Annotated in this window: 20 protein-coding genes; 3 read left to right on the top strand and 17 right to left on the bottom strand. The window is 52.6% G+C overall.

Annotation, left to right across the window (positions count from 1 at the left end):
• Positions 1-1,200 (bottom strand): saccharopine dehydrogenase family protein, encoded by a 1,200-nt coding sequence (locus tag PUR_RS10505; RefSeq protein WP_179035202.1) that lies wholly within the window; start codon positions 1,198-1,200, stop codon positions 1-3.
• A gap of 368 nt (positions 1,201-1,568) precedes the next feature.
• Here PUR_RS10505 and PUR_RS10500 point away from each other — a divergent pair, with 368 nt between their 5' ends.
• Complete coding sequence (locus PUR_RS10500) at positions 1,569-1,763, top strand: hypothetical protein (RefSeq protein ID WP_179035201.1); 195 nt, start codon at positions 1,569-1,571, stop codon at positions 1,761-1,763.
• Positions 1,764-2,377: 614 nt separating this feature from the next.
• Here PUR_RS10500 and PUR_RS10495 read toward each other — a convergent pair.
• Together PUR_RS10495 and clpP are read right to left on the bottom strand one after the other, a co-directional pair.
• Positions 2,378-2,584 (bottom strand): hypothetical protein, encoded by a 207-nt coding sequence (locus tag PUR_RS10495; protein WP_179035200.1) that lies wholly within the window; start codon positions 2,582-2,584, stop codon positions 2,378-2,380.
• 20 nt (positions 2,585-2,604) lie between these two features.
• A complete protein-coding gene (gene clpP, locus PUR_RS10490) occupies positions 2,605-3,186 on the bottom strand; it encodes an ATP-dependent Clp endopeptidase proteolytic subunit ClpP (protein ID WP_179035199.1) in 582 nt (193 codons plus the stop codon).
• A gap of 195 nt (positions 3,187-3,381) precedes the next feature.
• On the opposite strand from clpP, the gene PUR_RS10485 reads away from it, so the two are divergent.
• Positions 3,382-4,095, top strand: coding sequence for an RNA polymerase sigma factor (locus PUR_RS10485; protein WP_179035198.1), 714 nt, complete (start codon positions 3,382-3,384; stop codon positions 4,093-4,095).
• Between the two features lie 130 nt (positions 4,096-4,225).
• Here the strand turns inward: PUR_RS10485 and PUR_RS10480 are convergent, their stop codons facing one another.
• The 8 genes from PUR_RS10480 to PUR_RS10445 form a co-directional block, all read right to left on the bottom strand.
• A complete protein-coding gene (locus tag PUR_RS10480; RefSeq protein ID WP_179035197.1) occupies positions 4,226-5,767 on the bottom strand; it encodes a lipopolysaccharide biosynthesis protein in 1,542 nt (513 codons plus the stop codon).
• Between the two features lie 87 nt (positions 5,768-5,854).
• Positions 5,855-6,910 (bottom strand): glycosyltransferase family 2 protein, encoded by a 1,056-nt coding sequence (locus PUR_RS10475; protein ID WP_179035196.1) that lies wholly within the window; start codon positions 6,908-6,910, stop codon positions 5,855-5,857.
• Positions 6,911-6,939: 29 nt separating this feature from the next.
• Positions 6,940-8,214: a glycosyltransferase gene (locus PUR_RS10470; protein WP_232101802.1), complete on the bottom strand. Its 1,275-nt coding sequence runs from the start codon at positions 8,212-8,214 to the stop codon at positions 6,940-6,942.
• Positions 8,215-8,269: 55 nt separating this feature from the next.
• Positions 8,270-9,286, bottom strand: a complete 1,017-nt coding sequence (locus tag PUR_RS10465) for a glycosyltransferase family 2 protein (RefSeq protein WP_179035194.1) — start codon at positions 9,284-9,286, stop codon at positions 8,270-8,272.
• 401 nt (positions 9,287-9,687) lie between these two features.
• Entirely contained in the window at positions 9,688-10,590 is a 903-nt protein-coding gene (locus PUR_RS10460) for a LysR family transcriptional regulator (protein WP_179035193.1), read from the bottom strand.
• A gap of 31 nt (positions 10,591-10,621) precedes the next feature.
• A complete protein-coding gene (locus tag PUR_RS10455) occupies positions 10,622-11,368 on the bottom strand; it encodes an NADPH-dependent oxidoreductase (protein WP_232101866.1) in 747 nt (248 codons plus the stop codon).
• Positions 11,369-11,607: 239 nt separating this feature from the next.
• The gene (locus PUR_RS10450) at positions 11,608-12,702 is read right to left on the bottom strand and encodes a response regulator (protein ID WP_179035191.1); all 1,095 of its coding nucleotides are present in this window, start codon (positions 12,700-12,702) and stop codon (positions 11,608-11,610) included.
• Between the two features lie 12 nt (positions 12,703-12,714).
• Positions 12,715-16,227 carry a PAS domain S-box protein gene (locus tag PUR_RS10445; protein ID WP_179035190.1) on the bottom strand — a complete coding sequence of 1,171 codons (3,513 nt, stop codon included), beginning with the start codon at positions 16,225-16,227 and terminating at the stop codon, positions 12,715-12,717.
• On the opposite strand from PUR_RS10445, the gene PUR_RS10440 reads away from it, so the two are divergent.
• Positions 16,217-16,432 carry a hypothetical protein gene (locus PUR_RS10440; protein ID WP_179035189.1) on the top strand — a complete coding sequence of 72 codons (216 nt, stop codon included), beginning with the start codon at positions 16,217-16,219 and terminating at the stop codon, positions 16,430-16,432. The two genes, PUR_RS10445 and PUR_RS10440, sit on opposite strands and share 11 nt — an antisense overlap.
• A 6-nt stretch (positions 16,433-16,438) precedes the next feature.
• On the opposite strand, the gene PUR_RS10435 is transcribed toward PUR_RS10440, so the two are convergent.
• The 6 genes from PUR_RS10435 to PUR_RS10410 all read right to left on the bottom strand — a co-directional run bounded on the left by PUR_RS10435 (position 16,439) and on the right by PUR_RS10410 (position 22,166).
• Positions 16,439-17,809 (bottom strand): ABC transporter substrate-binding protein, encoded by a 1,371-nt coding sequence (locus tag PUR_RS10435; RefSeq protein ID WP_197970148.1) that lies wholly within the window; start codon positions 17,807-17,809, stop codon positions 16,439-16,441.
• Between the two features lie 133 nt (positions 17,810-17,942).
• On the bottom strand, positions 17,943-18,767 hold the full coding sequence (locus tag PUR_RS10430) for a carbohydrate ABC transporter permease (protein WP_179035187.1): 825 nt from the start codon (positions 18,765-18,767) through the stop codon (positions 17,943-17,945).
• A complete protein-coding gene (locus PUR_RS10425; protein WP_179035186.1) occupies positions 18,764-19,726 on the bottom strand; it encodes a carbohydrate ABC transporter permease in 963 nt (320 codons plus the stop codon). The genes PUR_RS10430 and PUR_RS10425 overlap by 4 nt, the downstream gene beginning before the upstream one ends.
• A gap of 511 nt (positions 19,727-20,237) precedes the next feature.
• Positions 20,238-21,164, bottom strand: coding sequence for a 1-phosphofructokinase family hexose kinase (locus tag PUR_RS10420; protein WP_179035185.1), 927 nt, complete (start codon positions 21,162-21,164; stop codon positions 20,238-20,240).
• Positions 21,165-21,308: 144 nt separating this feature from the next.
• A complete protein-coding gene (locus PUR_RS10415; protein ID WP_179035184.1) occupies positions 21,309-21,488 on the bottom strand; it encodes a hypothetical protein in 180 nt (59 codons plus the stop codon).
• Positions 21,489-21,530: 42 nt separating this feature from the next.
• Complete coding sequence (locus tag PUR_RS10410) at positions 21,531-22,166, bottom strand: serine/threonine-protein kinase (RefSeq protein WP_179035183.1); 636 nt, start codon at positions 22,164-22,166, stop codon at positions 21,531-21,533.
• Between the last annotated feature and the right edge of the window lie 63 nt (positions 22,167-22,229).

Raw genomic sequence — 22,229 nt, 5'->3', positions numbered from 1 at the left:
CTAATCCAGCAGCGTAGGCGAGAAATCTTCCTGCCACGGCAGTCCTTTAGTATTCAGCAGCTCCATAAATGGATCCGGGTCAAGCTCTTCCACATTATATACGCCCGGCTTCATCCAGGTGCCCTTGATCATCAGCATAGCGCCGATCATGGCCGGTACGCCCGTTGTGTAGGAAATGGCTTGGGAGCCTACTTCACGATAGCATTCCTGATGGTCGCATACATTGTAGACGTAGTAATTCTTCGGCTCGCCGTCTTTGGTGCCCTGAGCGATGATGCCGATGTTCGTCTTGCCCTTCGTTCTCGGTCCGAGCGAAGCCGGGTCAGGCAGAATCGCCTTCAGGAACTGCAGCGGAATGATTTCTTTGCCTTCAAAAATAATCGGCTCGATGGAGGTCATGCCGACGTTCTCCAGCACTTTCAAATGAGTCAGGTAGTTTTGGGAGAAGGTCATCCAGAAGCGGATTTTCTTGATTCCCGTAATATTTTTGGCCAGGGATTCCAGCTCTTCATGATACAGCAAGTAAATATCCTTCGGGCCGATTTCCGGCAGGTCGTATACCTTCTTCTCGGAAAGCGGCGGCGTTTCGATCCATTCGCTGTTCTCGTAGTAGCGTCCGTTCGCGGTGATTTCACGGATATTGATCTCCGGATTGAAATTGGTCGCGAAAGGATAGCCATGATCGCCCGCGTTGGCGTCCACGATATCGATCGTATGAATTTCGTCAAAATAGTGCTTGAGCGCATAGGCCGAGAATACGCCGGTTACGCCCGGGTCAAAGCCGCAGCCCAGTACAGCCATAATGCCGGCTTCTTCGAATTTCTTCTTGTACGCCCACTGCCAGCTGTATTCGAATTTCGCCGTTTCCGGCGGCTCGTAGTTCGCGGTATCCAGATAATGCACGCCCGTTGCAAGGCAGGCATCCATAATCGTCAGGTCCTGGTAAGGAAGCGCGACGTTAATAACGACGTCCGGACCAAAGCTTTTGATGAGTTGAATAACCTCGTCGGTATTGTCCGCGTCAACCTGGGCCGTCTGAATCTTAGTGCGGCCTCCGTCCAATTTATTTTTCAAAGCTTCGCATTTTTCGACCGTTCTGCTCGCAATACAGATCTCCTCAAAAACATCCGGGTTCTGGCAGCATTTATGAACAACAACGCTTGCGACGCCGCCAGCGCCGATAATTAACGCTTTTCCCAAAATGAAAGACCTCCTCAAAAAAGTTTGTGGTGAAACAGCTTCATTAAAATATGATTTCAGCACAATTCGCTTCGAAAGCGCATGCTTATGAAAAATCAACAACGCTGATTATACAAAACCTACCGCAAATAATCAATAAAAATCGACGAATACCGTGATAAATTTACACAAACGCTAATTTTCCTTAGAAATCCTCAAAAATCCATGGTAATCCTCCATTTTTCATCGCTTTAAAACGATAAAATCAACGGACGCTTACAGTTTAGCTATACCCTTTTCCGGCAGGAATAAACGGCCCTTGCGTGAATCGCCATACTTAATGGAGCAATTCATTCATTCTAACACAGTCAACTTCAGGATCACAGCGCATGACCTCGCCTTGGGACTTGCGCTTGTTTCATTTGTATGCGGACGATATCGAGATGGCTCCGCACCGCTTTGAACAGACCGGAGTCAAGCTCTTGACCGAACCTGCGATCAAAATAATCGTCGAGTTTGCCCGTATGAATGGCCGGGAAGGGGTAGCTTTCATTTTCCTGCGAATGTGCAGGTATATCAGGTAAATTGGGCGCATGAGGAAGTAATAGCTGCGATTATGCAGGTTTTAGAGCTTGCTGGCCGATTTGAGGGGAGATCGGAGGAGAATTGCCTGCACCTTTGCAGGAATGAGTTTGGGCTTGATGAATTTCACTGAAAAAGATGTATCAACGCAGGAATGCCTGCATCCCGCACGCAATTCAGCCCGTTAACTTTTTCTGCCCAGTCTGTGTCCGGTGCAGGGTGGCAGGGTTTTTCCTGCAAATATGCAGGTTGTCAGGTGAATTTGACGCAGCGCTTTGAGCGGGCTGGAGGCAAGCTCTTGTCCGGGTCGTACCCGCTAAGCTGGCGTGGAGAGCGGCCAGGGTAACCTCAGGATATGCGAGAACGCCTTGGGGTATCGCCATTGAACTGATCGCTTATTCAGGCGGAATCCAGTATCCCGAAGGCGCCCAAATCCGCCGGTATACCCCGCCGGCAGCTATGTAAGGGAAGCTGATGCATACACGGAAGAGTTGCCCGCTCCCCGACTACGGAAATAGGGACGACACAGACACAGTTATAAAACAAGTCAAGGACCCAATCCCCGGAAGCCGGAGGATGGGTCCTTTTGAATATTAGGATTGAGTAAGATCGGCTTCTACTGCCCGAATCCAACCCGCGGACGCTGCCGCTCTTTCGTCTCCACGCATACTGACCGGACGGACGTGATCGGAATGTAATGAATCTGGTAGTCGGTCACATATTTGATGAACTTCTCACCCACCTCTTCCAGAACGCCATCATTCAGGCTGGAACCGTCCAGAAAATAAACCGCCGCTTTCTCTCCTTGCAGTGAATTTAACATGTTCTCTCTCCTTCCAGTTACTACAAATGGGTAATCACTTTGTCGATAACGCCGTACTCCAGTGCTTCTTCGGCGGACATGAAGAAATCCCGGTCCATATCCTTCTCGACTTTCTCAATCGGCTGACCGGTCCGCTCCGAGGTGATGCGGACGATCCTTTCCCTCACCTGCAGGATGCGTTTGGCGCTGATCGCGATGTCGCTGGCCTGCCCCTGCGCTCCTCCGTGCGGCTGATGGATCATAATCTCGCCGTTCGGGAGACAGCAGCGTTTGCCGGTCGCTCCCGACAGTAGCAGAAAGGCGGCAAATGAAGCCGCGAAGCCCGTGCAAATTGTATTCACTTGAGGCTTGATCAATTGCATCGTATCATAAATGCCGAACCCCGCGGAAGTGGAACCTCCCGGACTGTTGATATACATATGAATCTCCTTGTCCGGGTCCTCCGCCGCCAGAAACAGCAGCTGGGCGATGACACTGTTCGCCAATTGGTCGTCAATCGCCGCACCTACGAATACAATCCGGTCTTTCAGCAGCCTGGAGTAAATATCATAGGAACGTTCACCCCGGCTCGTCTGTTCCAGCACATAAGGAATATAGCTCATTTTCGCATACCTCCACCGATTGAATTGAATGTTTTGATCTGACCCGTATACGGTTGAAGGCGCCCGAAAGATACGGTGAACGATACCCCGATAAAATAATTTCAGCCGCGTATCGTTTCCGCATCGCTATTCGTTTACACTGGAAAGAAAGAAGGAATGGGTCCAGATATCGCTTATGCTAAAGGAGGAATGCGCATGATCACTCCGAAACGCGCGGAAGAAGAGAAGCTGCCGGATGACAGCGGGATTATTCAATTACAGGCCGCTCTGAAAAGGTACTGTTTGTCGCTCACCCGCTCAAGCTGGGATGCCGAGGATTTGGTTCAGGACACCTGGGTAAAAGCGCTTAACCCCTTAAGGTCCGGGCACGGCAACCCTGAAGCCTTCCTGCTGCGGATCGCCAAAAATACATGGCTTGATGCAGCGCGGAGAAAAACCGCGCTGAGCCGAAAGCTGCCGCTGATGATCGAACCGGCGCCGGTTGCGCAGGGCAGCGGAGATTTCGTGGGGGAAATGGCCCTTCAGGCGATGATGAAGCATCTGTCCCCGCTTCGGCGGACGGTGTTTCTCTTGCGGGACGTGCTGGATTATTCGGCCGCCGAAGCGGCGGAGCTGCTGGGCACCACCGAGGGCGCCGTCAAAGCGGCGCTGCACCGGGCGCGCCGGGCCTTGCCCGCGCTGCGCGAGGAGCTGGCCCCGGACGGTCCTCCGCTGCCGGAGGAGCCCGGCTTCCGCGCGCTGGTGAAGCGGATGTCCGCCGCCTACGAGCGTGCCGACATTGCCGAGCTGATCGCGCTCGCGCGGCAGGAGGACGAACCAGCCGAGGCCGTCGGCTGGATGCGGGATGCACGGCCGTCGCAGAGCACAGGCCGGAGCGGCGGCGGCACCGTTATGCTCATGGCAGCATAAAGCCGCCCGCTTAACAAACAAGAAAGCGCCCTGCCGGCTTAAGGCAGTGGCGCTTTCTATTTGTCGCGGCAGGGGACCAGGAACGCATCAGTACCCACTCCCGAGTACCCGCTTCCCGGCCGCGCGCAGTTTACTGCGAGCCGCCCTGCGCAGCCGGCTTCTTCCCGATTCCGAAGCGCGACGTTATTTTTTTGGCAAGTCCGGGCAGGAGCGCAAACCCGTCTTTTTCAAACAGGGAATTGACTGTAAAATAAATCGGAAAGATCAGCGCAGACAGCATGATTCCCCACATTACGAACGATAAGTAGGAATGAATAGGGATACTGACGCTCTCCACGACCAGATAAATAAAGACGAATACCGCGATATTGGCCCCCCACTTCTTAAAGGTGAGCCACGGACTGCGTTCCATAAGCCTGCGGTTGGCATAAATAATCATATCCGTCGAGCGGTAGAGCAGTGCCGCAATCGTGCCCAGCAATACCCCATAGATTCCGAACAGCAGGACAAATCCGATGGAACAGACGAGATTGATGACGGATTCCAGAATCGATCTTCCCTGGGTGCTGCGGAAATGGCCGGCAATTTCGATCACATTGTCCACCGGAGCCCGGGCATTCATCAGCAGCTTGGCCGTTGCGAACAGTAGAGGCAGCAGAACATCGATGTAGTTGTTGTCTTTGATCCCGGCCGTGTACAGATGCATGAACGGCAGAATCATAATCGTAACCACACTGATCACCGCAAAGATAAAACCGGTATAGTACGTCTCGTACATATTGTACATTTTCATAAACTTCTCCCGGTTGTCGAAATAGCTTTGGCCGAGCGCAAATTTGAAGCTGCCGGTGACCATATGCACGAGATTGTCTACGAAGTTGAACACCATATTGTACAGAACGTAGATACTGACGATTTTCAGATTGGTAAAGACGGTCAGCACCAAAATATCCGTATTTCTGAATATCAGATAGGACAGTTCGTGGATAAGCGCGGAATTCTTTTGGCTGATCGCCCCATAATCGGGTTTCCGGTTAAGATCAATCCAGCTGTAATATTTACGGATATAGAAACGGTAGAACACGATTTGCAGCAGGATGACGATGAAATAAACCGCTTGCACAGCGATAATATTAAAGCCTTGAAGCAGCAGCACAATACGGACCAGACTGTTTACGATATTGGCAATTGTGCCAACCGAGGATTCGATGTAACTCTTCCCTTCGGCCAGCAGCAGCACTCTGAACTTCCCTTGAAAATAATAGTTGACCGCGCCGCCCAGTCCGCTGAGCGCCACAACCGCCATGACCGTCAGCGCGTCAAATCCGGATTCGATCACAAATGGATAAACAACCGCTATCAATACGACAGCGGCAAAATAATAAAGCCCTGTTTTTTTGTAATAAATCGAGGTTGCAGCCAAAATATCATTGATCTTGGAACGGTCATTTTGACCGATCGGCCGATAGAGGGCCTGAATCGACGCGGCGCCGACGCCAGCTTCCAGCAGGGATAAATAGGCGATGATCTGTGTGATGGAGGCGACTAGCCCATTGGCTTCCGAACCGTAATTCAGCATAATCAGCCTGGGAATAAAAAAGCTGAGCGCAATGGTAACCAGTTGGCTGAGCAACCCGATGGAGACATTGAGAAAGCTGCGTTTGGCAATCATACCGTTCCTCCTTATTTGATGGTTTAACTGCTTCGATAAGCTGCTTCGATTAACCCCGCTTATTGGACAGCTGCCCGCCGTTTCCTGTTACGCCGTCGCATGACGGAGTGTGGAGCGGATGCGGGACTTGAGTTTGATGGCCGCCTGCTGGCATCCAAGCAGCATCCGGTACAGCTCCGGCGCGATCAGAAAAGCGCGCACATGCGCTTTCGCATTGCCATTTTCTTTGGTCCAGCGCTTGATTAAATCACGCATTTCTTCATTTAAACGGGGATAATGCCTGTCGATATCCCGCATCAGCGTCCGGATTGAAACCTTATCGGAGCTTCCCAAGCAAGTCTTTAAATTGTAAAAATAGTTCTCGATCATATGGCGGTACAGCAGCGTATCCTGAACCTCCTTAAGCTCCGGACGTCCGTCCATAAACGAGCCGGCCCGCTTGAAGGCATCGGCAAAGTCAAATTTCTTGACATTGTACACGCCGGAGATGGAGGTAGTCCGGTGGAGGTAGAAAGACAGCACCCTGTCGATAAAAACAACGTCGGCCGCCCGCGCCAAAGCTTTAAACGTATATTCCTGGTCCTCGCCGTTCACACAGCCGGGTGTGTAAAGAATCCCTTCCTCCTCCAGAAGCTGTCTTCGGTAGGCGACACTGGCCGTCCAGATCCGCATATCCTGATCGACGAGCACATGCCGCAGCGCATCCGCGCCCGACATTTGCGCCGGGAGACGGGGGGTGTCCCGATAAAAGTCGTAGAGCTGCTTCCCCTTCTCGTCGACCAGCGTCCATTTCCAGCATACGATATCGGGTTTACCGTTATCCGCCGCCTTGGCAAAGGCTTCAACAAGACCCGCATCCACATGATCGTCGCCGTCCAGAAACAGAACATAATCTCCGGTCGCTTCCTCTGTTCCCCGGTTCCTGGCGGCGCTGACTCCTCCGTTCTCCTTGGTGATCAGGCGGCAGTTCGCCAGCCGTCCGCTGGCGATAAAGTTCCGGACCGCCTGCCCCGTTCCGTCGGTGGAGCCGTCGTCAACGACAATCGTCTCAAAATCCTTGCTGCTCTGTCTGGCGAGCGATTCAAGCGTATACCCGATATACGCCTCGACATTGTAAGCCGGAATGATCACGCTTAGCTTCACGAGCTCTCCTCCTTTTGACGGCTGTTCCTTCATTTATTTCCGGTCAGAACGGCCGGTTTGAATTTTACGGCGTTGCCGCCGTCTATACTGTCGGTAAACAGCGCCTTCAGCTTGGCGCCGATGATCTCCTCGGAATATTGGGTGCGGACAATTTCCATCGCCCGATCCCCCATTTTCGAGCGAAGCTCCGGGCTTGACAGCAGCTTCCGCAGCGAGTCGGCCAGCCGGAGCGGGTCGAGATTCTCCGCGAGCAGCCCGTTCTCACCATCGCGGATCAGGCCTCTGACCCCCATAACATTGAAGGCCGCGGCGGGCAAGCCGCAGGCTCCCGCTTCCAGAAGAACCAGCGGAAGTCCTTCATAGCGCGAGGGAAGCACAAACAGCTCGCTTGCGTTGTAATAGTGCCTCAATTGATTTTTGTCGCGCACCGATCCGAGCAGGATGATTTTGTCCTCCAGGCCGGCATCCGAAATCCGCTTCCGCAGCTCCTGTTCATCCGGCCCGCTTCCGGCGATCAGCACCTTCAGCTCCGGAAAGTCCTGAAGCGACTTGACCGCCTGGACGAGCAGCGAATGCGCTTTTTGATACTCATCCAGTCTTCCGACCGTTATGATGTACCGTGAGCCGGGGTCCAGGCCCAAAGCGCGGCGCGCTTCCTCCCGGTCTTCCCGATGGAAAATGGACCGGTTGACGAAATTCGGAATAATGCGGATGCGGTCTTTCATATGGGGCAAAGACGCCTGCATGCTGCGATGCTCGTCTTCGTTAAGGGTCGTCAGATATGCGGCCTGGTTCAAGGTCCGTTTTTTAAGCGGCATCAGGAACTTCGGTATGCTTCCGCCGTGATAGGCCGCTACGATCGGTATGCTCATAGATTTGGCAACGCCCGCCAGCCGTTCGAACCGTCCGGACGCATATTCCTGCGCGTAGATGACATCGATGCCGTCATCCCGCAGAATCTGCCCAAGATCGGGCTGAACTGTGGAGGCATACTGGGAAATGTATTTCAGGACGGGGGTACGGCTCGAGAACGGAATCCGGTCATACATCCGGTACAGCGAGCCGACCGGTATGAACTTTACCGTACAATCAACCACTTTATGATGATAGGTCCGGGCTTCGCCGCCGGTTTTTGTGAAATTGTAGATGGTAGTTTCGATCCCGTGCTCACGGAGCAGACGGGCATAATCAAACGAAAAGTCATTGTGGTAGGACTCGACATACTCCCGTTCGTTGATGCCGAGGCCCTTCACGAAGAAATCCTCGAAGTAATTGGTGTGCATGAAAATGCCGATATGCATCATACGTTCCTCCCCGTAGATAAGAATTCGACCCGAACGCGGCTCTCTGCCGGGCAACCTACATCAGGCTCTGATTCTTCTCTTTGCGGAACGGAAAGATCAGGGTGCTGTACAGCAGGCTGTAAAATGCCTCGCTCGTCGACAGAATAATGGCTGCCATTTTCAGTTTCGGTCCGATCGGCTTTGCCGTCATAATTACGGACAGATTCTCGCGCAGGAACCTTTTGACCTTTTCGACATCCTTGCTTTGACCGGTTCCGTCTTTTTGCCTGAGCAGATAATTATACAGCTCCATCGCTTCATTAATTACGACGTTAGCGGCCCAGCCCCAGGTAGCCTTGTCGATTTTGTCCCGGTACTGGCTTCTTACCTTATCGTATTTCTCATAGGCTCCGTAGAACTTGTCCTGGAGCTTTTTCAGGTTTTTGCTCCCGGTGATGCTCTCTTTTCGCTTGAAATAATAGTATTTGGGTATGTTGACCAGAGAGACCTTGGAAGCCTGAAGGAACAGCTTATAGGTTGTCGGAGTATCCTCGTAATACACGCCGACGGGATAGTTTACATTGCGGAACAGCTCTCTTTTGTACAGCTTGTCCCAGGCCAGATTCTTGATCCGGACGTCCATCAGCAGCTCGCTTAGTCCTTCCACATTGCTCAGCACGCGGGGATAGCCGTCATAGTTGTTAATTTGGAACAGCTCGCCGTCAACCACCTCGTAGTGGCAGCATACGGCAATATCCGCTTCATTTTCGATCAGAGAGTGGTAGAGCAGCTCGTACATATCATCGGCAATCCAGTCGTCCGAATCGACAAAGCCGACGTACTTGCCCTCGGCGATATTCAGTCCCCAGTTTCTGGCGTCGGACAATCCACCGTTCGGTTTGTGGATGACCCGGACCCTTGGGTCCTTGGCCGCATACTGGTCGCAAATGGCGGGACAATTGTCGGGAGAGCCGTCATCGACAAGAATCAGTTCAAAGTTCTCGAAGCTCTGTGCCAGAATCGAATCCACGCATTTGTGGATATAGTTCTCCACGTTATACACAGGCACAATGATGCTGATTTCCGGTTTCATCGAAGCAGGCACCCCTTTTCATGGAAAATAAAGTTAAACTAAAGGCTCACGTTCGGCGGACTGCGGATTCGTTAATTTCGTTCAAGGCACACTTCGAAATCGACTGGAATCCGTCAGTCTGATATAGTCTTAACCTCAATATATTTATCGCCAGGAAAAAGGTCAATGGACTTTCAGAAAACACGGCAAAAATGGCTCTATCGTAGTATAAGGGGGTAACTTTGAAGAGGGGGAAATGTACGCAAAAGGAATTGCCGCTCCAGCAAAGGTCCGGTGCAAGCCGGATCACAAGGAGAAATATCAAAAAAAGGAGGCATTCCGCGCATCAGGCGAAACCCCTCCTTTCTCATCCATATATAGTTGTAAAATCCATAAGTTCACTCTCCGCGCAAACGGTCCGGCTACTCGGCAATGGCCTTCTTCAGCTCCTCGACATAAGCGAGACCCAGTTTCGAAAGCGCGGCGTCCTTATGGCAAATCCAGCCGACATTAATATTCTCGTCACAATCCAGCGGAACGGGAATGATCTCGTTGCCATTAAGATCCGCGCTGAGGACGCCGGTGGAGATCGTGTAACCGTTCAGGCCGATCAGCAGATTGAACAGCGTCGCCCTGTCGTTGACCCGGATGCTTTTGAGATGGGACAGGGTGCTCAGAATTTCTTCCGAGAAGTGAAAGGAGTTATATTCCCCCTGCTCAAAGGACAAGTACGGGTATTCCTGAAGCTGGTCGATGGTCACGATGGACTGTTTGGCCAGCGGGTTGTGAATGCTGATAAAAATATGCGGCTTCGCGATGAACAGGCTGTTGAATATCAGCCCCGCGTCCTTCAGCAGCCTGCCCATAACCTTGGAGTTGAACTCGTTCAGATACAGAATGCCGATCTCGCTGCGCAGGCTTTTGACGTCCTGAATGATTTCGTAGGTCTTTGTCTCGCGAAGAGCCACTTCATATTCATCCTGGCCGTGCTGGCGCACCAGGTTCACAAAGGCGTTGACCGCAAAAGCGTAATGCTGAGTGGACACGGAGAAATGCTGGGGCGACGGTTTGGCGCCGAGGTACCGGTTCTCCAGCAGTTCGGCCTGCTCCACCACCTGCCTGGCATAGCTCAAAAATTCAGCGCCTTCCTTCGAAAGCGATATGCCTTTGTTGGTGCGTTCAAAGATCGTAATCCCTATTTCTTCTTCCAGATCCCGAATCGCATTGGACAGGCTGGGCTGGGAGATGAAGAGCCGCTTGGCGGCTTCGTTCATCGAACCGCGGCCCGCCACCTCGATGACATATTTCAATTGTTGTAGAGTCAATGGGACTTTTCCTTTCTCACAGGCTTAAGGCTTACTTCGGATCCGGGTCCAGGTTGCTGCAGGTAAAGCCCTGTTCCCGGAGCGTGCGCTTTGCGTCCCCGTATTCCGGATTGGCGGCGAAGAACGCGGCGACCCGGGCGGTCCAGTCTTTTTCCTCTAAGCCCTGGGCTTTCAACGTCTGGCGGTTGCTTTCGTTGATCTCCTGCAGATATCCGGCCAGATCAGGATTATAACTCTCCTCATGCCACACCGCGCGCAGCGGGAGCCGCGGCTGCTTGGACACCTGCGCTTCGGGATACCCGACGCACAGACCGACTACAGGGAATACGTATTTCGGCAGGTTCAGCAGGTCGATGACGCCGCGCGTATTCCGCCGGACGCCGCCGATCGGAATGATGCCAAGGCCCAGAGATTCCGCCGCGACAATCGCAGCCTCCAGCGCAATTCCCACATCCGTCGCCCCGGTAAGCAGAACATCCACATCATTTTCCGCGTCAAATGAAATATTCTCGATCTCGCCGGCCAGCTTGGCGCGGTAAAAATCCATGCAGAACACCAGAAACACAGGCGCCTCGGCCACATGTCTCTGGTTCCCGCTGAACTCTGACAGCTTTCGTTTCCGCTCCTCGTCCCGGACGGAAATGACCGTCACATGCTGACCGTTGATCCATGAAGGAGCGGCCTGCGCCGCTTCGACTATCGTCTGCAAAACTTCCGTTTCCACAACCCGCTGCGAATACTGCCGGTAAGAGCGGTGATTTCTCAGTGTTCCAAGCACTTCGTTCAAAAGAATGTCCTCCTTAAATTTTCTGGCTAAGTCCTATTATAACGGAAATCCTCACAAAAAACGCCCGAGGCGCTCATGCGCTCAGGGCGTTCATTTCAAATCGGAACGGACGGCCTGTCCGGATAGAGATACGGCGCAGGTTTTAGCGGCGCCACACGTCGGAATACTCGGAATGGTCACGGAACTGGACGAATGCATAAGAGCAGGCAAGGTTATTACTTGAATCCGTTTCAGTGAACTCCCTCGGCTTGGTACATGCCGGATATCTCCCTGAATTTAAACTGGCATTTAAGAAATATCTGAACGATATCCGGATCGAAATGTCTGCCCGCATCCCCCGTGATAATTGCCACTGCCTGTTCATGGGACATGGCTCCCTTGTACACCCTCTCGCTTGTGAGCGCGTCATACACGTCGGCCACGGCCATCAGCCTTGCCGAGAGCGGGATGTTTTCCCCTGCAAGTCCTTCGGGATAGCCTGTGCCGTCCCATTTTTCATGATGGGAATACACGATTTCCTTGGCGAAGCGGAAAAAAGTCTCGGTCTTGTTCATCAGCTGCTCCGCCCGTAGAATCGCCTCTTTACCCAGCGTCGTATGAGTTTTCATAATCTCGAACTCTTCCCGGGTCAGCGGGCCCGGCTTCAGCAAAATATGATCCGGGATTCCGACCTTCCCGATATCATGAAGCGGAGCCGAGGCGGCAATCAGATCGACGCTCTCTTGGCATAAATATTCGCTGTATTTAGAGGTCCGACTGAGCTGGTTGGCCAGCTCTTCGATATACAGCTTCGTCCGTTGAATATGGTTTCCTGTATCAATATCCCGGATCTCGGCAAGAGCGGCCATGGACATGATGCTGACTTCCTGAATCAGGGATATTTCTTTGATCCGTCTGGAAATCTCCATTTCAAGAAAATGATTCTTGTCCTTGAGGAAATCCTTCGACTGCTTGAGCGTCAAATGAGTCTTAACCCGGGACAGCAAAATCGGCGAGCTGATCGGCTTCGTAATGTAGTCAACCGCTCCCAATTCGAACCCTTTATTCTCGTCCTCCACCTCTTCTTTGGCGGTCAGGAAAATGACCGGAATATCCTCAAGCTCCCTGTCCGCTTTCAGCCGTCGACATGTTTCGTAGCCGTCCATCACCGGCATCATGATGTCGAGCAGAATCAAATCGGGCGGCGCGGCTTTGGCTACCGCGAGCGCCTTCTCGCCGTTCGTGGCGACTTTCACTTTGTACCGCTCTTTCAGGAGGCCGCTCAGTAACGCAATGTTATCAGGCGTGTCGTCCACCACTAAAACAACGGGTCTCAGGTCAAGCATTTTTATCAACCCCTATATACAGATTCTGCTACGTACCGCCCTTTCAATCCGCCCTATAGCGTCTTCATAATCGAATATTCCGATCGAGCGTGCCGTTAAGCGCCATTCCTCCGGCTCCATCCATGCCTTTAACTGATCCTTCACCGATATAAAATAATCGACCGCCTCGCTGTCGCTGTCCTTCAGCAGAACAAGCAGTTTGTTTACGACCTGCTCCTCAGGCATGCTGCGCGGGACATGCTCTTCCGTTTCGGGCAGGGGCGCGCCCCGTAATCGGGTCCGGATTTCTTTCGAAATCCTCAGGACGACAGCTTCAAGCTTGTCCAGTATCGAATCGGTCTCGTCCCCGGCCAGCCCCGCCGCCAGCATCATGACGGCGTCGTCGGCCAAGGCCTGCGCCTCCAAGGCGCCGATATTTCCGGATACGCCTTTCAAGTTATGGGCAAGCCGATGCGCCGTCGCGAAATCCAGGCGCCTTACGGCCTCCCTGATCTGAATCACGGTATTCCCATGGTTGTCCGCATATTTCTTCAGCAGGGAGACGTATAAATTGACGTTGCTCCCTGTCCGCCTAAGGCCGTTAACCGTATCGATGGCCTCAAGCTGCGGGAAGAACGGTGCCTCGAAACCTTCTTCATCGATCTCTTCGTGGCGGCTATCGTTCAGCCGCCTGCCCTTCTGGTCGTCCGGAATCCATTTGTCCAGGATAGCAAACAAAATATCGGGGTCGATCGGCTTTGACACATGATCGTTCATGCCGGCCGTCAGGCATTTCTCCCTCTCCTCCGGCATCGTCCGGGCCGTCATGGCGATAATCGGAAGCCGCGAGTCCATCTCCCGGATGGCTAGCGCGGCTGCAAAGCCGTCCATTTCCGGCATTTGCATATCCATCAGCACCAGTTGAAAATGTCCCGCCGGCATTTCCCTGACCATGCGGACGGCCTCCGCTCCGTTTGGAGCGATCTCCGTCCCGATTCCCTGGCTTTTCAGCAGCTCGACGGCGATCTGCTGGTTGATTTCATTGTCTTCAGCCAACAGCACCCGGATTCCCGCCAGCTTATAATCCTTCTCCTTTACGCTTGGGCCAACGGATATTCCCCCGTTATGGGGAGCGAATAGATTGATAATCATATCGTAGAGCAGCGACTGATTGACCGGCTTGACCAAATAATCGTCAATATTCCCGGCATCGGCCTGCTTCAGAAAATCGTCTTTCCCGAAAGCCGTAACGAGTATAACCGCGGGAACATGCCTTAAAGACAAGTTGTTTTTAATCCTCCGGGCGAGTTCGGTTCCGAGTTCGCCCTCTATCTCCCAGTTCAGAAATACGACATCGTAAGGCTCATTCGTGTCTGCTTGTTCAAGAGCGAGCAGCGCTTCTTCACCCGATGACAAGGCGGTAGCCCTGCATTCGAAATCCTGCAAATATTCGACCAATAGCTCTCTGGCGGCCTGATTGTCGTCAACGATCAGCATCCTGAGAGACCTTAGCTCTATGGGTACCGCTCTGGCTGAGGAGGCAGTCTCCAAGGAGACGCCGAACCAAGCCGTAAAAGCAAAGATGCTTCCCTCTCCCTCCTTGCTCTCCACCCACAGGGTTCCCCCCATCATTTCGACGAGTCTTCGGCTTATGGCAAGTCCCAGCCCCGTTCCTCCGAATTTGCGTGTGGTGGAGTTGTCCGCCTGGGTAAACGCCTGAAAGAGTCTGGCTTCCGCTTCTTTGCTGAGGCCGATGCCCGTATCCCGCACACTGATTTTCAGCTTAATCCTGTTGTCCACTCGGCGGACTTGCTCGACCCGGACGACGACTTCGCCCTTCTCGGTGAATTTCACCGCGTTGCTTACCAGATTGGTTAGGATCTGCTGAAGGCGGAGAGGATCGCCGTTCAGATTCTGCGGAACATCGGCCGGTATGTAATACATCAGCTCCAGGCCTTTCTCATATGCGGACTGGCTCGAGAGGGCCACCGCATCCGTGATCACTTCCTGGAGTTCAAATCCGGTATCCTCAAGCTCCAGCTTGCCGGATTCGACTTTGGAGAAGTCCAGAATCTCGTTGACAATGCCAAGCAGCGAGGTCCCGGCATTATGGATTTTGGACAAATAATCTCTCTGCTTCGGACTGAGTTCGGTTTTGAGCGCCAGATGGGCCAAACCGATAATAGCATTCATCGGGGTTCTGATTTCATGGCTCATGTTGGCCAGAAATTGCGACTTGGCGGCTGTAGCCTCTTCCGCTACGTATAAAGCATGTTTAAGCTCTTCTTCCTTTTGTTTCATCTCGGTAATATCCTCGGAAACTCCAAGGAGAAAGAGCGGATTGCCATCGGCGTCCAGAATCGGCAGCTTTGAGGCATTGACATACCGGAGCGTGCCCTGCTCGCTGTCGTTCGGCAAAATTTCGATTTCGTTCACGGCCTGTCCGCTCTCCAGAACCTTACGGTCCGTGGTGTTCAGCTTCCGTGCCACCTCTTGCGGGAACAGATCGTGATCGCACATTCCCGGGATATCTTCCGGGGACAGGCCGAGGAAATCCGCGCAGGCCTGATTCGCTTTATAGAAGTTCAACGTTGCGGCGTCCTTGACGTAAAGCATGACAGGAATATGATTGATAATGACATCCAGGAAATTCCTGCTTTCCAGCAGCTCTTTTTCCGTGGACTTCAGATCGGTAATATCCGTCATTATGCCTAAGTACCCGCCCTCGGAGCCATCGGACAGGTGATAGGCGGACAGAGAATACAGAATGTCGTGATCATGTCCGTCGGCAAAGGGCCTTCTGAGCTGCCTTTGGGACGGCTGGCCGTTTCGGCTCACTTCTTTCCGCATGTCGTCCAGGACACGGTAGCTGTCGCGGGGCATGTACGACAAATCCCTCGCATGCATCCCGGCCAGTTTCTGGCGGCTAACGTTAAACGCCCGCTCATAAGCCGTATTGCAGCCAAGGAAATAACCCTCGACATCCAGATAAAATAACGGGTGGGGCAGTGTGTCAATAAGCTGGGAGGTGAAGTAGAACTGATCGGACAGCTCCCTTTTGATGCGTTTGTACTCAGACACATTCTCTTTGATGCCGACATAATGAGTGATGTTCTGGCTGCTATCCTTGATGGACGAAATTATGGCGGCTTCCGTGTACTTCTCTCCGCTCTTCTTCTTGTTGATGAATTCCCCCTGCCACTTGTTGCCCCGGCTGATGGTTTGCCACATTTCCCAGTACATCTCGGGCTTTGCTTCTTCCGACTTCAGAATACCAGGCGTTTTGCCGAGCAGTTCTTCCTTGGTGTAACCGGTCAGCTCCGTGAAATATGGATTGATGTACTGAATCCGGCTGTGCGAATCGGTGATCACAATGGAAAGCGGCGACTGCTCGATGACATTCAGATACAGGCGCAGCTGCTCGTTGTATTTCTTCTCTGTTTCCAGCAGCTGTTTGGCGGCTTTGAACTGCTTCACATACAGACGAACAATAAAATAAGCCATGATGAAAATCGCTAAATAAACGATGCTATGTATGGAAGCCAAGAACGGCATCCCCCTCTCAGGGTCTTCCTGTTTTATTAAAAAACTCCCTTTATCTTTTCTTCGACATTATTCAACAAAAAAATTAGATCGCGCAGCAATTGCAACCGTTTACAAAAATAATATTGATGCAGATCGCCACAAGAAATTCAAATGGCCGCCAAGCGCCCTTTTCAGGCAACCCGACGGCCATGCTTCAGAACCCTAAATGATATTATTTTACCGTTTCATTGTACTGCTTGAGCTTGTCGGTTATCTGCGCCGCTGCATCCTGCAGCGCCTTATTCGGCTGCTTCTGTCCGTTCAGTGCCTCTTCGATGGCGCCTTCAACGATCTGGCGCGCTTCCGGGAAGACACCCATTACCGCACCTGAAGTGGCATTTGAAGCGCTGGAAGCATGAAGCTGGTCGACGGCCGTCTGGAACTGCGGGTATTTGACCATGTTGTCTTTCAAAACCTGCTGATCGTATGCAGCCTTCGTGATCGGGAAGTAGCCGGTGCTAACGCTCCACTCAGCCTGTACTTCAGGTGAAGCCACATATTTGATGAATTCCCATGCGGCTTTCTGTTGTTCTTCCGACTTGTTGTTCATGATATAAAGGCTGGCTCCGCCGACAACAACGCCTCCTTCTTTGGCATCGGCCGGTCTCGGCAGGAAGCCGGTTCCTACCTGAAACTTGCCGCCAACCGCGTCCACCATCTTCCGCAGGGCGGCCGTCGAATTGAGAGTCATCGCCACTTGTCCGGCGGCAAATGCGCTGTCCGTGTCATCCGTATCGCGTCCAAGGTTGGCGACAGCTTTTTCATCCACCAGCTTTTTCCACCATTCCAGCGTCTTCACCCCGGCATCCGAAGCAAGTAGAGATTCCGTCGCAGCCGTATCCCGTCCATTGCCGCCGTTGACATACTCGGCATTCTGATTGGCGAACAGCTGCTCCATGAACCAGCCGTAGATCGCGATCGCCGCTCCCGGCTTGCCGTTCTTGCTCAGCGCTTTGGCAGCTGCTTCAAATTCTTCGAAGGTCTTGGGCGGATTCTCGGGATCGAGTCCCGCCGCTTTAAAAGCGTCTTTGTTGTAATAAAGAATCGGATTGGACGTATTGAACGGCATCGCGTTCAGTTGGCCGCCGATCGTATAATAGCGGGTGATGTTCGGTTCCAGTGAGGACAAGTCAAATTTATCCTCGTCGATAAATTTCTGCACAGGAGTAATCATCTTGGAGTCGATCATGAATTTGCTGCCGATCTCATATACCTGCATCAGATCCGGGCCGCTGTCAGAACCGAGCGAAGCTTTTAGCTTGTTAAGGCTCTCGTCATACTTGCCCTGATAGATCGCTTCAACCTGAATCTCCGGATGGCTTGCGTTAAAGTCGGTTGCAATCTTGTTGATGGCCTTCTCTCCAGCGCCCGACATGGAGTGCCACCACGTAATTTTCACCGGTGTGGCTGCGGCGCTAACCGCCTTATCACTGGCTTCTGCGTTGTTAGACGATGTTTTGTTTGCTTCCGTATTCGAGTTCGCGCCCGAATTCCCTCCGCAGCCTGCCAAAACCACCAAAAACATTGCGAGTACCAGAATCATGCCGCGTCTGAAGCGCAGCCTTCCCAAGATAAACCTCTTCATGATACGAACCTCTCCTTTTCGATTATCCATCTTTTGGTTCTATCTATCATCTGCAAGAAGCAGTTGATTTCTCCCAAAGGCCCAAGGCCTTCTAACCTTTCAACGCTCCCGCCGACATGCCGCGCACCAGCTGCTTCAAACCGAATACAAGCAGCAGCAGCGAAGGCAAAATGGCGAGCGTAATTCCGGCGAACACCAGATTCCACGACGTCGATTCCTGAAATTCCAGCATGGATATGCCGATCTGCACCGTCCGCATCATTTCACTATTCGTAATCAGCAGCGGCCACAGATAGGAGTTATACATATTCAAAAAGGAATAGACGGCCAAGGTGCCGATCGCAGGCCGGGACAGCGGCAGCACATGCAGCACAAAATAGCGGATATGTCCGCAGCCGTCCATCCTCGCCGCTTCGAAAAGCTCTTTCGGCAGCTGGAGGAAGAACTGGCGCAGCAGGAAAGTGCCGAACGCCGTCGCCAGAAAAGGAACCGTAAGGCCCTGATAGGTGTCGAGCCAGTTCAAGCTGCGGACCGTCAAATAATTCGGGATCATCGTCACTTCCCAGGGAACCATCATCGAAGCGACAAACAGGCTGAAAATGAAGCCTTTACCCTTGAAATCCATTTTGGCAAAAGCGTAAGCCGCAAGGCTTGCCGTAATGAGCTGGCCGGCCATAACGATGCCCGATACGAGAAATGTATTTCCGATAAAGGCTGCGATCGGCACGATGCCGAATACGTCGATGAAATTTGCCGGATTGAACGTATGCGGAACGATTGACGGCGGAAAGGCGCTTGCTTCCTCCGGCTTCATCACGGACAGAAAGAAGCTGTACACCACCGGATACAGCACAAATACGGCAGTCACGGTGAGGATAAGATAGACAGCGGCTTGTTCAGCGGTATGCTTTTTCATTGATAATGCACTTTCCTTTCGACCCATTTGAATTGAACCAGGGTAAGGAGCATGATGACCAGGAACAGCATTAGCGCCTGCGCACTGCCCGTTCCAAACCGGAAATTGACGAAGGCCTCCCGGTAAATGGAGTAGACAAAGACATTGGTACTGTTCATCGGACCGCCTTGGGTCAAAATATTAATCTGTCCGAATGATTGAAAGGCGCTTATGATCGATACAACCAAAACGAAGAACAGAGTCGGAGACAGAAGCGGAATCGTAATTTGGCGGAACATCGCCACCGGACCTGCACCGTCGATCTTGGCGCTCTCGTACATATCATCGGGAATGCCCTGCATGCCGCTGGAAATAATAATGTAATTAAAGCCAAGATTCATCCAGACGGTCATAAGCGAGACGGAGAGCAGCGCCCACTTCGGGCTGATCAGCCAGGGAACCGGCGCGAAACCGGCCTGCTCCAGTCCGTAGTTCAGCATGCCAAGCGACGGATGAAACAGGAACTTCCAGATGACGGCCGCGGAACCGACGGAAAGCACCATCGGAAGCGAGAATGCGAATTGGAACAGCCGTTTGCCCCTCAGAAGATTATGGGTAAAAGCCGCAAGCACGAGAGCGATCAGCATCCCTGACGGAACGGTGAGAAGCGCAAACAGCGCGGTCACGCGAATGCCATCCAGGAACAGGCCGGAGGTAAACAGTGCCTTGAAATTCTCCGTCCCGACAAATGAAGCCACTCTTCCAGCCGGGTCCGTGCTGTACAGACTAAGATAGACCGATCGCAGCAGAGGATAGAACAAAAACACCCCGAACAGCAGCAGCGAAGGCGCCAGAAAGGCATAGGCAAGCATATTTTCCCGTATTCTCAGCCTTTTCAACGAAACCGTCCGCAGGCCGGCACCGGCAGAAGCCCTTCTTGTTCCAGCGGGAAGGCTCCATTGATTATCAAGCTCGCTCATTGCGAATGCCTCCTTAAGATTAACAATCATCTCTTGTACAACCTCTGCCAGTGTAAGACTTGAATGTAAAACATAAACATTGGAAAATTCAGGCTGAGGTAAAACTTTCGTAAAACAGTTAACGGAATGAAAACATGAAGAAGCTGTCCCGTAAGTGGCTTCTCTATACTGGGGGACAGCTTCGTTCGATTTTTTCCCATGTTAAAAAGGTCGTGCAGCGGGTACACGGCTTACCCGGCTCGACCTTTCAATGAAACGGAATTCCTCCACCTTATTTTATCAATAAGGGGCTATGCCAAGATTGGAGGGGAATTCCTCCCCTTAAATCAGGCGTTTTTGCCGAAAACTAAAAAAACGCAAACAATAAGCCGGAGCTTTTCCCGCTTATTGTTTGCGATACCCCTTTTTCCCAATAATAAAAGGGAGGTTTTCCCGTCCTTGCGTGTTCCTGCTAGGGATGATGGCGCAGCCCATTCATCCTCTCAGCTCCCGTCCGCCTGAAAGGGACTGACTAATTCTGCGTCATGCTCTTGAACAGCCTTTCGGTATCCTCCCGTTTGCACAGCTCCCTCTCGGGATTCATAACGGCAGCCGCTCCGGCGGCAATTCCGAAGCGGACGGCTTCCGCTAAAGGTCCCCCCTGCTCCAACCGGTGAACGACTCCGGCTACCAGACTGTCGCCCGCGCCCACAACACTGGCAACGGGAACCTTGGGAGCGGAAATATGCTCGGTTCCTTCTTTAGAAATCATAAAAGCCCCTTTGGCTCCCAGCGAGACGATGACCGCTTCGGTCCGGCCTTCCGCGATGAGCCTCTTCGCTGCAGCCTTCAATTCATCATCGCCCGTTAGCTTCATTCCGGTCAACTCTTCAAGCTCGCGCGCATTGGGCTTTAGCAGATACACGCCCGCATCGGCTGCAAGTTGAAGAGCTTCTCCCGATGTATCCACGATTACCCGGCAATTCCAATCCTTAACGGACCTGATGATCCGGGCGTAGAAATCTGCCGGACATCCGGGGGGCAGACTGCCGCTCAAGACAAGATAATCCGGTTTGGCCGTTAGCTTATTCAATTGATCGAGACACCGCTGCCGGTCTTCCTCATTGAATGTCGGACCCGGCATATCGAACCGGAACTGCTGCCCGGTCGACTCCTCCAGTACAATTAAATTTTCCCTCGTTTGTCCTTGTATCGGAATTGCCTGATGGCTAACGCCTTCTTTCTCCAGCATTTGATGAATAAGTTGTCCGTGCAGACCTCCCGATGTATACAGAGCCAGAGCCTCTCCTCCCAATCTGTGGATGGCTCTGGAGACGTTAACCCCGCCGCCTCCGGGTTTATAAGTCGCTTCACGGCAGCGGAGCTTATGGTCGGGAACGACCTCATGGATTCCGGTGCTGGCGTCTACGCTTGGGTTAACGGTCAAAGTAACAATCATTTCCGCATCTCCTTTGTAGTGAACCTAATCGTATTTGTCTTAACGGTATACTTCACATTTACCCTTTTTATTCACCGTTCACCATGCCTTGGGCGATTCGCTGCAACGAAGCTGCCGGACCCGACTTTGATCCGCGCGGGCGAGCTAAAAGACTTGGAGAAACCAGAAAGGTCTGGTTCCCTGAAATGTTAAAAAGCCGCCGTTTCGCTTGACATCGCCTAGAACCGAAGGATCGCGCATACCCTTGGTCTGCTTGTCCGGCGCGATCCGAAGATCGGCCCCAAGCTGTAGGATGCCTTGCAAAAGGGAAAAGTAACCTGCCATCAACTATTCCTTCGTGCTTTTACAGTCGATCCCGCTGGTTCTTCAGCTCCGTTTGCGCCTCCACAACCGGTAACCTTTCCTGACCGCTTCCAGCACCGTGTCCGGAACCGGAAACACCCCGAAGGAGGCTACCGGCCGGTACAGGCGGCTGTACGCTTTTTTGAAGTCGTTCCACATGGTGCAGTCTTCCTGCTTCAGAAAATCCGAGATGTCCACAATCAGGCCGCGCCCGTCCCCCAGCATTACATTTTTAGCGTGGACATCATGGGGGTGAAGCCCCCGTGAAACTGCATATTTCAATGCCTCATCAATGTCGCGGATGGACTGATCAGTAATGGAAATCCCCCTTTTGATGCAGTCGTAAAAGGTAATTCCCCTAAGCCGCTTGAGCAGCAGAAAATTAGGTCCGGCATGATAAAGCACCGAATAAGCGGGGTGAGCGCCGAGACGCCGATAAACCTCCGCTTCTTCCGTAAGGCCCGGTCTTCCGGGCGCATACACCTTCACCGCATAATCCTCGTATTCGGGATGGAGGAGCACCGCCGCATAATTCCCCGATCCGAGCAGCACCCATGGCCCCGGAACATTTCGGACCTTGATCGGGTCTTCCGGTTGAACGCTCTCCAAGACCAAATGCTTTAACAGTTCCTCCTGTATGGCTTCCACCAGCTTCTCCATGCCTTACCCCCTGCGGTTTCATTCGACAAATTCACTGCCTTGGATCTCCACTCGGGCAGCCTT

This window comes from Paenibacillus sp. URB8-2 (genome assembly GCF_013393385.1).
In the GTDB taxonomy this organism is placed as follows: Bacteria; Bacillota; Bacilli; order Paenibacillales; family Paenibacillaceae; genus Paenibacillus_AQ.
Note: the sequence above shows the minus strand (reverse complement) of the source record. Positions and strands in the feature narration are given on the sequence as shown.